Origin of the sequence: Acetobacterium wieringae (assembly GCF_001766835.1) — a bacterium.
Lineage (GTDB): Bacteria > Bacillota > Clostridia > Eubacteriales > Eubacteriaceae > Acetobacterium > Acetobacterium wieringae.
Window position 1 is genome coordinate 100303 of the sequence record NZ_LKEU01000031.1, and the last position, 11842, is coordinate 112144.

Annotated in this window: 15 protein-coding genes; 4 read left to right on the forward strand and 11 right to left on the reverse strand. The window is 47.3% G+C overall.

The window, feature by feature from the left end; all coding sequences use genetic code 11:
• Positions 1-4 precede the first annotated feature (4 nt).
• From ACWI_RS10810 to ACWI_RS10830, 5 genes are all read right to left on the reverse strand, one after another.
• Entirely contained in the window at positions 5-436 is a 432-nt protein-coding gene (locus tag ACWI_RS10810) for an EamA family transporter (RefSeq protein WP_070371452.1), read from the reverse strand.
• Positions 437-524: 88 nt separating this feature from the next.
• Positions 525-1262: a protein kinase family protein gene (locus ACWI_RS10815; protein WP_070371453.1), complete on the reverse strand. Its 738-nt coding sequence runs from the start codon at positions 1260-1262 to the stop codon at positions 525-527.
• Complete coding sequence (locus ACWI_RS10820; protein ID WP_070371454.1) at positions 1225-1929, reverse strand: ABC transporter ATP-binding protein; 705 nt, start codon at positions 1927-1929, stop codon at positions 1225-1227. Before ACWI_RS10820 ends, ACWI_RS10815 begins: the two co-directional genes overlap by 38 nt.
• Before the next feature lie 133 nt (positions 1930-2062).
• On the reverse strand, positions 2063-2245 hold the full coding sequence (locus ACWI_RS10825) for a transcriptional regulator (RefSeq protein ID WP_070371455.1): 183 nt from the start codon (positions 2243-2245) through the stop codon (positions 2063-2065).
• Between the two features lie 96 nt (positions 2246-2341).
• On the reverse strand, positions 2342-3595 hold the full coding sequence (locus ACWI_RS10830) for an MFS transporter (RefSeq protein ID WP_242871615.1): 1254 nt from the start codon (positions 3593-3595) through the stop codon (positions 2342-2344).
• A gap of 239 nt (positions 3596-3834) precedes the next feature.
• Here ACWI_RS10830 and ACWI_RS10835 point away from each other — a divergent pair, with 239 nt between their 5' ends.
• Positions 3835-4731 (forward strand): DUF445 domain-containing protein, encoded by an 897-nt coding sequence (locus ACWI_RS10835; protein ID WP_070371456.1) that lies wholly within the window; start codon positions 3835-3837, stop codon positions 4729-4731.
• 194 nt (positions 4732-4925) lie between these two features.
• On the forward strand, positions 4926-5966 hold the full coding sequence (locus ACWI_RS10840; RefSeq protein WP_278278296.1) for a branched-chain amino acid aminotransferase: 1041 nt from the start codon (positions 4926-4928) through the stop codon (positions 5964-5966).
• A 282-nt stretch (positions 5967-6248) separates the two neighbouring features.
• On the opposite strand, the gene ACWI_RS10845 is transcribed toward ACWI_RS10840, so the two are convergent.
• Positions 6249-6839 carry a flavin reductase family protein gene (locus ACWI_RS10845; protein WP_070371458.1) on the reverse strand — a complete coding sequence of 197 codons (591 nt, stop codon included), beginning with the start codon at positions 6837-6839 and terminating at the stop codon, positions 6249-6251.
• Positions 6840-7028: 189 nt separating this feature from the next.
• Between ACWI_RS10845 and ACWI_RS10850 the strand changes: the two genes are divergently transcribed.
• Positions 7029-7211 (forward strand): hypothetical protein, encoded by a 183-nt coding sequence (locus ACWI_RS10850; RefSeq protein WP_026393241.1) that lies wholly within the window; start codon positions 7029-7031, stop codon positions 7209-7211.
• A 204-nt stretch (positions 7212-7415) separates the two neighbouring features.
• Here ACWI_RS10850 and ACWI_RS10855 read toward each other — a convergent pair whose 3' ends face one another.
• The 5 genes from ACWI_RS10855 to ACWI_RS10875 form a co-directional block, all read right to left on the reverse strand.
• Positions 7416-8051, reverse strand: coding sequence for an iron-sulfur cluster assembly scaffold protein (locus ACWI_RS10855; protein WP_070371459.1), 636 nt, complete (start codon positions 8049-8051; stop codon positions 7416-7418).
• 12 nt (positions 8052-8063) lie between these two features.
• On the reverse strand, positions 8064-9227 hold the full coding sequence (locus ACWI_RS10860; protein WP_070371460.1) for a cysteine desulfurase family protein: 1164 nt from the start codon (positions 9225-9227) through the stop codon (positions 8064-8066).
• Positions 9228-9238: 11 nt separating this feature from the next.
• Positions 9239-9658 (reverse strand): DsrE/DsrF/DrsH-like family protein, encoded by a 420-nt coding sequence (locus tag ACWI_RS10865; protein ID WP_026393244.1) that lies wholly within the window; start codon positions 9656-9658, stop codon positions 9239-9241.
• 13 nt (positions 9659-9671) lie between these two features.
• The gene (locus ACWI_RS10870) at positions 9672-9893 is read right to left on the reverse strand and encodes a sulfurtransferase TusA family protein (RefSeq protein ID WP_070371461.1); all 222 of its coding nucleotides are present in this window, start codon (positions 9891-9893) and stop codon (positions 9672-9674) included.
• A gap of 216 nt (positions 9894-10109) precedes the next feature.
• Entirely contained in the window at positions 10110-11198 is a 1089-nt protein-coding gene (locus tag ACWI_RS10875; protein WP_070371462.1) for a 4Fe-4S binding protein, read from the reverse strand.
• A gap of 171 nt (positions 11199-11369) precedes the next feature.
• Here ACWI_RS10875 and ACWI_RS10880 point away from each other — a divergent pair, with 171 nt between their 5' ends.
• The gene (locus tag ACWI_RS10880) at positions 11370-11837 is read left to right on the forward strand and encodes a pyridoxamine 5'-phosphate oxidase family protein (RefSeq protein WP_070371463.1); all 468 of its coding nucleotides are present in this window, start codon (positions 11370-11372) and stop codon (positions 11835-11837) included.
• The last annotated feature ends 5 nt before the right edge of the window (positions 11838-11842 follow it).

The following is an 11842-nucleotide window of genomic DNA, read 5'->3' on the forward strand; positions in this document are numbered from 1 at the left end:
TTAATTATCGATTAATAAAGAATAAACCTACCAGGCAAAGTGCAATGCCCACCAGATGATTGGTAGTCAAAACCTCTTTGTATAGCAAGATACCAATGGGAATCAGTAAGATCGCCAATGAGATATTGGCAACCAGCGACCCCAGGCTAATATTCCAACCAGCCCGATAGGCGGTAATGTAACCAAATTCCAGGGCAACAACTGAAATCCCCAAGGCAAAACTGGTCCAGTTCAGTCGTTTAACCGACTGAACGATTCCCTCTTCCAAGCCATTGACCAGCATCAGAATCAACGTCAATAAGGCTGCCACCAGATACGTAACCAGTAGTGATAAAAAAGGATTGACCGTCTCCGGTGTTGATTTCGTGCAAATGTTATAAAACACATTGGCGGTTACAATTAATAGAATGGGCAGATAATAGGTGAATTCATTCAAAGCTCTCAGGCACTCCCCTTTCTTATAGATTTGTGTATGACTGCTCAAGACTTGGAGCGATTCCCAACCCTGTTTGTCATGGGACTCTTTATGTCCAGTGCTGTTTAACGGCAGCTCTTAAAACCCGAAAATTCTGATAGGGCTTTTCAATGTACAGCAACCGCTTAATGACCAAACGCTCTTCCTCCGTCAGATCAAACTGTTCAATCCCGCTGTTATTGGGATTTGTGGCAATTTCGTCGCAGCTTAATGCCAGACGCATAAAAACATCACCGATCCCCCAAAAGTCCGGATTAAAGCGCGCATCTAATGACACCATCTTTCTGGCCGAACCAAAATCAATCAGCGACAACTGCTCACCGGTCCATAAAATATTGTCAGCTTTAATATCCCGATGGCTGATGCCAAGGTCTGCCAGATAATCCATAACCGCAATTAATTGAAAAAAAATAATGGCGATTTCGCTTTTACCAAAGGCATAGTCACACGCAAGCCAATCCTCGAGGGTCTGCCCCGGCATTTTTTGCATCACCAATCCAAAGCAACCATCCCGATCAATGACCTGGATCAATTTGGGAATGGCTGAATGGTCGATGGTTCTAAGAAACTTAATTTCCCAGTTCAGTTTTCTTTTGCGGCGCTTGACATCATTGGGGTGAAATATTTTAGCAACGTAGTCCTGATCTTCCCGGGATATCAGATAGCTGCATCCAAAGCGCCCCTGACCCAGGAGTTTTACCAGTGCAAACCCATCAAGCGCAAGCGCGCCCCGGAGGGTAGTGAGCCGACTACCATTCGATCTCGTCAACAGATAAGGGCTTTTCATTGAGATAACTCTTCTGAACCTGACCATTTTTCATGATAATAACCTTATCGGCCATCGGCGTAATGGCTTGATTATGGGTGATCAGAATTACCGTCATCTTTTCTTTGCGGCTGGTTTCCTGGAGCAGTTTTAAAATATTCTTGCCGGTATTATAATCCAGTGCTCCGGTCGGTTCATCACAAAGCAATAGTTTGGGGCGTTTAGCCAGAGCTCGGGCAATCGCCACCCGCTGCTGTTCGCCTCCGGAAAGCTGCGAAGGAAAATTTCCCAGTCGTTCTGCCAGGCCGACACTTTTTAAAACTGTTTCGGCATCCATCGGATCATGACAGATCTGGGTCGCCAACTCGACGTTTTCAACCGCCGTGAGATTTTGAATCAAATTATAAAATTGAAAAACAAAACCGGTGTCGTAACGCCGATATTCGGCCAACTCCCGACGGTTTAGGGCCGCAACATCTTTTTCGCCAACAATCACATGGCCTTCATCACAATCGTCCATCCCACCCAGGATATTAAGAACCGTTGTTTTACCAGCTCCGCTGGGGCCCACAACCACTGCAAATTCGCCCTCATCAATAAAAAAATTGATCCCGTTAGCGGCATTAATGGTTACCTCCCCCATATGATAGCGCTTATGTACATCTTTAAATTCAATAAAATGTTTCATCTTTTTTGTCCTTCTTCAGTTAATTGAGGCACCGCACCCCTTGCAAACAATTATAGCTGCTACCAGTATAGCGAATAAACCTCTCAAAAGCCAGTCTGCTCGAAAAAAAAGAAAGGTTTCCCTTTCTTTTTAGTTATTTTTTGGCTGGTTCCCACTTGCAGCGCACCGTGGAGACAATAGCTTCTTCTTTTTTTAGCTGTTTGAAGGCTTTATCAACTTCTTTACGATCAACCTTCAAGGCTTTTTCAACTTCGCCAGCAGTCATCGGCGCTCCATGCTGTTCCATACAAGCTAAAATTTTATCCTTCAGCTCCATATTTGCCCTCCAAATTCATTCATTCTTATGACAAATTTTAACAGCTCATCCTTAATTTGGGTTTTAATTTGGCCAATTGCTGACCGCAGGTGGTGCTTAATTCTCGCCCACTGCGATAATTGAAGCCTGGCTTAGTTTTTTACTTTGTATCCCTAATATGTGGTTCAGCACCAAAGCAATGGCAGCGAAGACTATAATTACAATAAAGGTCGAACTATAGCTACCGCCAGAGTTCTGCAGTAAATAACTGGAGATCATTGGTCCGATAATAGCCGCCGGTACCAGTAAAAAATTGGACAAGCTGAAATTAAGGGGATAATTTTTTGAACCAAAACTGGAATTGATCACCACCGAGGATAAAGCTGGCACGCCACCATAGGTAACCCCAACCGATAAAAGCCCGATAAAGATGAAAATAACATTATTCATCGTGGCACCCATAAACAAGAAAACGCCAGCAACCAGCAGAAGTATGGTATTGATTCCCATAGCCTTCGCTCTGCCCATTTTGTCAAACACCGTTCCGATCACAACACGACCGCCACCATTAAAAACGGATACCAACAGCCCCAACTGGGCCGGTGCACCAAAGGCCACCGCAATGGTTGCTGCACTCCCAATAATCAGCAGTCCCGATGCGGTAATCATAATCCCCCAGAAGAAATAAGTCCAGAATACGCCGGTTTTTAACATTTCTCTGGCTGTATATTCTTTTTTCTGGCTGGTCTCACCCGCAACAGCTACCGCTTTTTTGGCCGCAGTTACCGGTTTTTTTATAAAGAAGGAGCCCAGAGCCATCACAATTGCTCCCATGATCGCCAGATAAAAGAAAGTGTTCAAAACGCCGACGTCGCCAATTAGAGAACTGATCATCGTTCCCAGAATCAAACCGCCAAGTCCAAAGCCCATTAATAAAATTCCTGACGCCAAACCAGCTTTTTCAGAAAACCAGGGTACAACCGCACTAATAATTGAGTTATAGCCCATACCAACGCCGGTTCCGCAAAGTACCCCATAAAAGATATACAACATCATCAGACTTTGTTCTGGTTGACTCGGATCGATTTTCGAGACCCCGAAGAAACCGATAAACAGCATCGCTGCCGCGATCAGAACAATGGTCCGGTTTTTGATCAAGCGGGTTAATTGTCCGCTGACAAAACCACCAATACAAAAAAAGATAATTGAGATGGTAAAATTTAGTGATAAGTCTGTTACCGTCCACGTTTCAAAGACCTTGTTCAGCGGCGCCCTAAAAATTGACCAGGCATACAATAATCCCAGAAACAACAGCATGATGGTTCCAACACACAGGTAGATCCACCGTTTTAAATTCTCATTTTTCATCATTTCCCTCTGCTTCCAAAAATTTTCTTGCTTTATTGTATCAGCTTGCTAAAGTAAACACAATCATAAATACCAGTAAATCATGCATTTCTTACTGGTTTTCATGATTCCACTGGACAGCATGTTTTAAAAAGATTAAAATATACACTAGTTACAATGGAAGCGTTCATTGCGAACGTGACGTAAGATTTACGTTCCGTTTCTGATTAACTAACTATTAAAAGGCATGACAGGAGGAAATCATGGATTTATCATTCTTTATCGGTCCGTTACTGGGCGGCATCATCGGACTGATCACCAACGGCATCGCGATTCGGATGCTCTTTCGCCCCTTAAACGCCATCAAGGTATTCGGGTTGACCTTACCCTTTACCCCGGGCTTAATCCCTAAAGAAAAACCCCGTATCGCCAAATCACTGGGCGACGTGGTGGCCAACAATCTGCTTAATGAGGACGTCATCAAAAATGGTCTGCTGTCCCCGGAAATGGACGACAAGATCACCATCGCCGTCAATGGCCTGATTGCTAAAAAAAGCACCAGCGACGAAACCCTGCGGGAGCTGTTTTACTCGTTTTCCGGCGCCGAACGCGGTGCGCTGATCATCACAGATGTGACGAAAAAAGTGGTCGGTTTCTCTTATGAACGGATGGTCAAAATGGAACTTGGGCCGCTCTTATCAGAAATCGCCGTCACCGAAATTGTCAGCAATCTCCAAGGTTCAATGTTTGCGATGCTGATCAATGAAAATCTGATCAGTTCTGCCAAGGTTAAAATGGCTGAAATCATCGAACGGATGGTGGTTGAAAAAGGCGAGAATATTCTCGATAACATCTTTGAAAAAGAAAGCACTAATCTGCTCGATAAACGGCTTTGTGACCTTTATCTTGAATACGAAGACCGGATTCCGGAATTTGTCGCCTGGGTTATTTCGACCTATCATCAACTGATCGACAAAAATATCGGCGTCTTAATACACGCCCTGGACTTGTCAAAACTGGTTGAAGATCAGATTAACGGCTACGATGTCCTGACTTTTGAAAAAATGCTGTTGGAAATCATGCGTAAGGAACTCAATGCCATTGTCTGGCTGGGCGGATTATTGGGTTGTATCATGGGCCTGGTGATGTCCTTTGTCTAGGGAAGCAGAACAGGTTGTCTGAATTTATAAAACTACCATGGGCTTCGCTGTCGGTTACACCAAACAATTTCTACACTAGGGCGCACAACACTTTCTTGTACTGTTCGCCGACACGTTACGAAATAGTTTGTGAAACCAACAACAAAGTATAGTTTGTTCGATTCTTTCAAATTTCGCAATCAATTAGGATAGATATTAAAAAGGAGCTAAAAATGACTAAAAAATTAGAAATTAATTGGGATCAATTGGGATTTGAATATATCAAAACGGATTATCGCTATCTGTCGTTCTGGAAAGACGGGCAGTGGGATGAAGGGGTTTTGACTGAAGATAATGTTTTGCATCTGGGTGAAGCAGCTCCCTGTCTGCATTATGGGCAGCAGTGTTTTGAAGGACTGAAGGCCTATCGGACTAAAGCCGGCGAGATTCAGTTGTTTCGGGTTGACCAGAATGCCAAACGCTTTCAGGATTCCTGCCAACGGCTGTTAATGCCGGTTATTCCTGAAGAGACCTTTATCAAAGCCTGCCTCGAGGTGGTCAAGGCCAATGCAGCCTATATTCCGCCCTATGGTACTGGCGGCTCGCTGTATATCCGCCCGATGATGATTGGGGTCGGTAACAGCATGGCGGTTAAACCAGCCAATGAATACATCTTTACGGTTTTCTGTATGCCCGTCGGCGCTTACTTCAAAGGTGGGCTGACGCCAGTTAATTTTATGGTCTCCGACTATGACCGGGCAGCCTGCAACGGCACCGGCCAACAGAAGGTTGGCGGCAACTATGCGGCCTCGATGCTGGCCCATGAAATTGCCGTTCAGAAAGGTTTTGCCGATTGCATCTACCTGGACCCGACGACGCACACCAAAATTGAAGAGGTCGGCGCCGCCAATTTCTTTGGGATCACCAGAGACAACCGCTTTGTCACCCCCGCTTCCCCTTCGATCTTACCCAGCATCACCAAATACTCGCTGCTGTATCTGGCCGAACATGTTTTAGGGATGGCCGTATCCGAAGAGGATGTTTTCATCGACGAGCTGGATATCTTTACCGAAGCCGGCGCCTGCGGCACCGCTGCGGTAATCACCCCCATCGGCGGCATTTTCCATCACAACCGGCTGCACGTTTTCTACAGCGAAACCGCAGTGGGCCCGGTGACCAAAAAACTCTACAATACCCTCACCGCCATCCAACTGGGCGATCTGGCCGGACCCGAAGGCTGGATTACCAAGCTATAAAAGGGTTTGATTGTAGACTGCCGTACCGACCAATTGATAACCCAGTACCGACAATTAATAATCTGATTGTTTGCATCGGGGCGGACACGGCATCGCCTGTCCGATTCTGCGCGCAGGCAACGAGCCAATCATAAGCTTGCTTATAGTTGGCGACTGCCCGCGACCAAGGCGAAAGGAGCGTAGCGGATTTCGCATGGCGCAAGCAAACAATAGATTGATAATTGGTCGGTACGGTATTTCTCGACAACCTCAAACGATGGGTTTACGCCCATCGTTTGAGGTTTATTTTTGCTGTGCGGGTCGTTTCTTCTTTTTCTTTTTGCGAACCGAATAACCGAAACTGCCGACTTTTTCGCCCAGCCCAAAGTATTCGCCGTGGACGTAGGCCAGTAGATCGGCCTGATCCAGATGGAGTTTGCCGCCCTCATCAATCAGGGCGTCCGCCACATGGACCGCCAGAATCTCGGCCATAAACAGATCATGGGTGCCCAGTGGGATGATTTCTTTGACCCGACATTCCATACTTAAGGGACTGGCCGCCAGCATCGGACACTTTACCGTATCGCCGGGGAGTGTGGTTAAACCCATCCGTTCAAATTTATTGATGTCACGGCCGGAACGCACCCCACAGAAATCGACGGCTCTGACCAGCGCCACGGTGGACAGATTGATGGTAAACTCCCGGGTGGCGGCGATGATTTCGTAGGATAGACGACTGGGCCGCAGCGAAATATAGGTCATCGGCGGTTTGGTATTGAGAACCCCGGTCCATCCCACCGTTATGATATTTTCTGATGCGGCCTCGCCACAGGTTACCAACACCGGGGGCACCGGGGCCAGTAAAACCGATCCCGGCCATTTTGTTTTACTCATTGCGTTTTCTCCTTTGTCTGCGATAAGATTATTATAGCAGTTTTCCCATCCTTATGGCAGAAAATCATCGTCAGCCGGGCCCAAGACTGCTGAAAAGCATCGATTAAACCATTTAAGTACAATTTTTCTTGCAATTTCTTTGCTAAGCCGATAGTATTATAATTAGAAAAGACAGTGGACAGGAGAACTATGAAAACAGAATTATTATTTCTAATTAAGCGCCTATGTGATCTTGAAGAAGAATTCATGGAGCTGACTGAAGAAGAAAAAGAAATTGTCGTTACCACCGCCGAAAGCATGACCGGAAGTCTGGTCTTTTTATTGGAAGCGCTTGAAGATTATTCCATGAGCGGTTTTTACGACGAGGATTGAAAACAACTGAAAAAAACGAATAAGGAGGTAGTTCGATGAAAGTAGCCGCTTTTGTATCCAGTATGGTTGCCCTGGTAATGGGCGCCGCAGCTCTGACCTTAAGTATTATTGCTGTTTCAAAAACTGCCCGTTAGCGGCAAAAGAGCAACGCTTTAACAGGGTTGCTCTTTTTTATTGGCGATAAACTACCGTACCGATCAATTATCAGTCGGTAAACTCGACGATGACTTGATCGATATCCCAGAGGGATTCGATTTTTTCGATTGCATCTTCTTTGATGGCGTTGGCAAACTGATGGGTTTCGGGGAGATCGATGACGATCCGAACCACGCCACCGGTGATATCAATTTCCTTGACCAGATGGGTAGCCACCATATCCAGGCCTTTGATCGGATTCATGACCTTCTTTAAGCGTTTTCTGACAATTTCTTCGGTAGTGGCGACCTTTTCAGTAACCAGGCCGTGCTTTTCTTCATAATTCTGAATTGCCGAGCGCAACACCTCCACTGCCAGCACCGAGCAATGAGCCTTGATTTTGGGCAGCCCGCCCAGGGCTTCCGAGGCTTCCTGCCAGGTAATATTTTTGGCTTCATCAATGGTTTTGCCTTTGGCCAGTTCGGTAATAATCGAACCGGTGGCGATGTTTGAGGCACAACCGTAAGATTCAAATTTGATATCATCGATCACCTTGGTCTCGGGATCGACCTTTAAATAGAGTGACACCATATCGCCGCAGGCCGGACTGCCTTCGGTTGCTTTGCCATCGGGATCTTCAATCCGCCCGGTATTGCGGGGATTTTTGAAATGTTCCAGGACCAGATCGTTATAAGGACTTGCCATTGTTATTTCCTCCTATTCCTTTCCCAGGGGGCTGATTTTTCTCAGGTTCTCAACCACCTTTTTCAGCGTTTCCACCACAAAAACCACCTCTTCCATGGTATTGAAGCGACCCACCGTCATCCGGATCGAGCCGTGAGCCCGCTCATGGTCACCACCGATGGCGGCAATCACATGACTGGCTTCCAGGGAGCGGCTAAAACAAGCCGAACCGGTGCTGACGGCAATGCCATACATGTCCAGATGCAGGGTGATCGATTCCCCCTCCACATAATGGAAGGTGATATTGGCATTTTGGGGCGTCCGCTGCCGGGGATGACCGTTTAGGATAACATCGGGGATCTGCTCGCTCACCATGGTGATAATGTGATCCCGCATTGCTGCCAGCCGGATGTTTTCATCCGCCGTCACCAGTTCCGCCGCTTTGGCGAAGCCGACCGCACCGGGAATATTGTCCATCCCACCGCGGAGGTCAAACTCCTGAAAACCGCCATCCATTATTTTAGCTAGAGCAGTACCCTTTTTTACATAGAGTCCGCCAATCCCCTTAGGACCATGCAGGGTATGAGCCGAGACGGTGATCAGATCTACGGCGATGGCGTTGACATCCAGAGGCACCCGCATAAAGGTGTGGGTGGCGTCAGTGTGAAAGAGGACCCCCTGATCATGGCAGATTTTGCCGATCGCATTGATATCCTGAAGGGTGCCGATTTCCTGATTACCATGCTGAACCGAGACCAGAATGGTTTCGGGTTTGATCAGCGCCTGAAGTTTTTCGAGGTCAACCAGCCCCTCCCCGTCAACGTCCAGATAATCGACGGTGAAGCCTTCCTTTTCCAGGGTTCTGGCGCTGTACAGCACCGGAAAGTCTTCAATTTTGGAGACGATCAGGTGTTTACCTTTTTTTGCCCCCAAGGCCTTGGCAACCCCTTTTAAAGCCAAATTGCTGGACTCGGCACTGCCGGAGGTGAAAATAAACTCCTGGCTGTTGGCGCCCAGGGCCTTTGCAAGCCTGGTTCTGGCATCATCCAGAGCCTCTTTCGCCTCAACCCCCAGCGAATAACCAAATTCCGAGGTCGCCACCGAGTAACGGTCAAAATATAGCGGTTTCATCACTTCCAGCACCTGCTCATCCAGCCGGGTAGCGGCGGCGTTATCCAAGTAATACACGTTTTCCATGAGTTCCTCCCTTAGATAAACAAGGTAATCGCTGACTGTCGGGCTTCCTGGATGTAGGTTCCGACGGCCCCATAGTCGTCAATGATGTCTTCGATCAGATCGGATCGTTTTAAACCCATGATGTCCATGGTCATTTCACAGGCGATGATTTTGCCCCCCAGTTCCTTAAAATCAGCCATCAGCCGTTCCAGGGAAGCGACATTATTTTTTTTCATCCGTCCCAGCATCATCTTTTTTCCCAAGCCCAGAAAATGCATTTTCGATAAAGGCCCTTTTTCCAGGCCGCCTTTTTTCAGGCGCAGCAATCCCCAGAAGGTAAAATACAGGGATACCTCCATCCCCATCGCCAGTGAGCCATTGGACACAATCAGAGCACTATACAGTTTATCCATATCACCACTCTGAACAATAATGGTTGTTTTGTCCGCCATGAAAAAGCCTCCTTTACTTTTGGATTTTTATGGTCCAGGTGCCGTCCTGTTCTTCAATGCTGGTGACTGCCAGCGACAAAGCATCGGCGGCCATCGGGATTTCTTTTTTCGAGGCGGCATTGTTCCCGGTAATCGCAATGACATCCCCCGGTTGCGCCCTTCTGACGGCTTTACGCATTTCTACCAAAGGAACCGGACAGGTTTCGCCTCTCACATCAACATAAATTTCTGCCATGTTCTTGCCTCCTACTCAAATTTTTATTCACTGCTGCTGTGCCTTTCCGTCGTTTTCTCTTTTTTCATACCCCATTATGAACAACTTACTTGAATATTCAGTAAAAAGCATAAAAAAGCAGGCCGGCGGATCGTCCGACGGCCTGCTGAGGTTGCTGTAAGATACTGTACCGACCAATTGTCGGTACGGGGTTAGTTTATTAGCTCGTTCTTTCTCTTACTTTTTATTTTTAAAGCGCTCGAGAAACCGGGTTGAATATGCTAGGGTCTTGGTGGGGCAGCTGTCGACACAGTGACCGCAACCGACACAGCGCAGCTCGGATACCGGAAGGCCGGTGGCGGCACGGGATTTTAAATCGATGGCCATTGGACAGGCAACGTTGCAGCGGCCACATTGGATGCAGTTGCTCTGATTGGTGGTGATCTGCTGACCAACCAGCTTGCCAAGCAGGCCCACCACCGTTCCCAGAGGGCAATAATAACAGTAGCCGCGACCGCAAAAGGCGACCCAGAAAAACATCGCCATCAACAGTTCAGCGGCGAGGTATTTATAGGTTTCGATTTTTGCCACTGTCTCGCTGTTGGCCAGCGGCAGACCCAACAGATAGAGCACCCAGTAGACGGTAAAACCGATGGCGACTGCCAGAAACAGCCAACGCAGGATGGCAAACACTTTTAAGCCGCGGGCCTTAAGCTTTTTCCGGGTTCCCAGCAAGGGCATTACCGGATCAAAAACCTCACTGGCAAAACCATTGAACAGGCACAGTGTCGCGCACTGCCAGCGCCGTCCCCAAAGCAGCGTTCCGACCAGAACAACGATGGTGATAAGCAGATAAAAGGCCAGCGCCAGCGCGATGCCAGTGAGGCCAAAGACCGGCAGGTATTTGAGATAAAAGGCGGTGTTGGGGTCCATCAGTTGTAAGGGGATGGTGGTCCAGGGAAGTGGCATCGCAAAAAAGTAAAGTTCCTGATTATCTAAAAGAATCGGCCCAACAATATGAACGACCAAAGCCATCACGATAAAACCGGTCAGATTGCGTTTGCGCATCTCAGTCCGCCCGGATGCGCCAATAATCCGCAGGGTCAGAAAGCTACCAATAACAATAAAACTGGTCTTGACCCAGTTTTCATAAAAACCCCACAGCCAGGCGATAAAGGCGGCCACTTCCGGGGTAGCCCGACTGACATAGCCGAAATTGAGCCCGGCAATGATCAGGCAGAGGATGATGTAGACCCACAGGATTGCTTTGAGTGCTTTTATTTCACTGGAGGCTTTTGTTTCGCTGGAATTACGGTGACTCGCCATGGTTCTCGTCCTCCTCGATAACTATAATTTTTTCTTAATTATAAACTTCTTTCACGATAAACACAAGAATAGTCATGATACGAATCAGAAATAGCTGCTTGACTGCCAACATCAAAATCGGTACGATAAGTTACAATTTAATGATTAAATAAAAACAAATGGAGGAAACAAATGCGACGTAAAAATCGGGAAGTAACCAAACTAACGGAGATTATTGAAATTATTAACGGCTGTAAGGTGTGCCGGCTGGCCATGGTGGACAACGGCCAACCCTATGTGGTGCCCCTGAATTTTGGCTATCGCCAGGATGATTCCGTCATTACCATCTTTCTGCACTGTGCCAGGGAAGGCCGCAAAACAGAGATCCTGAAACAGAATAACCAGGTCTGTATCGAGATGGATCAGATGAAAGAGCTGATCAGCGGCGAAAAGGGCTGTGATTACAGCTGCTATTTTGAAAGTTTTATCGGCACCGGTCAGGCGGTTTTTCTGGACGATGCCGCGGCAAAGGCTGAGGCTTTACAGGCGATTATGAAACAGCAGACCGGCCGGGACGATTTCAGCTTTGATCAGCAGATCCTCGAGCAAACCTCCGTGATTGCGGTTGAACTTCGCCGTTATTCTGGCAAACGGCACTAATCGCG

Excerpts from the sequence above, each read along its gene's own strand:
- ACWI_RS10875 (WP_070371462.1), bottom strand. The coding sequence starts at position 11,198 with ATGGCGAGTCACCGTAATTCCAGCGAAACAAAAGCCTCCAGTGAAATA.
- ACWI_RS10855 (WP_070371459.1), bottom strand. The coding sequence starts at position 8,051 with ATGGCAAGTCCTTATAACGATCTGGTCCTGGAACATTTCAAAAATCCC.
- ACWI_RS10850 (WP_026393241.1), top strand. The coding sequence starts at position 7,029 with ATGAAAACAGAATTATTATTTCTAATTAAGCGCCTATGTGATCTTGAA.
- ACWI_RS10820 (WP_070371454.1), bottom strand. The coding sequence starts at position 1,929 with ATGAAACATTTTATTGAATTTAAAGATGTACATAAGCGCTATCATATG.
- ACWI_RS10845 (WP_070371458.1), bottom strand. The coding sequence starts at position 6,839 with ATGAGTAAAACAAAATGGCCGGGATCGGTTTTACTGGCCCCGGTGCCC.
- ACWI_RS10870 (WP_070371461.1), bottom strand. The coding sequence starts at position 9,893 with ATGGCAGAAATTTATGTTGATGTGAGAGGCGAAACCTGTCCGGTTCCT.
- ACWI_RS10835 (WP_070371456.1), top strand. The coding sequence starts at position 3,835 with ATGGATTTATCATTCTTTATCGGTCCGTTACTGGGCGGCATCATCGGA.
- ACWI_RS10815 (WP_070371453.1), bottom strand. The coding sequence starts at position 1,262 with ATGAAAAGCCCTTATCTGTTGACGAGATCGAATGGTAGTCGGCTCACT.
- ACWI_RS10825 (WP_070371455.1), bottom strand. The coding sequence starts at position 2,245 with ATGGAGCTGAAGGATAAAATTTTAGCTTGTATGGAACAGCATGGAGCG.
- ACWI_RS10865 (WP_026393244.1), bottom strand. The coding sequence starts at position 9,658 with ATGGCGGACAAAACAACCATTATTGTTCAGAGTGGTGATATGGATAAA.
- ACWI_RS10880 (WP_070371463.1), top strand. The coding sequence starts at position 11,370 with ATGCGACGTAAAAATCGGGAAGTAACCAAACTAACGGAGATTATTGAA.
- ACWI_RS10830 (WP_242871615.1), bottom strand. The coding sequence starts at position 3,595 with ATGATGAAAAATGAGAATTTAAAACGGTGGATCTACCTGTGTGTTGGA.
- ACWI_RS10860 (WP_070371460.1), bottom strand. The coding sequence starts at position 9,227 with ATGGAAAACGTGTATTACTTGGATAACGCCGCCGCTACCCGGCTGGAT.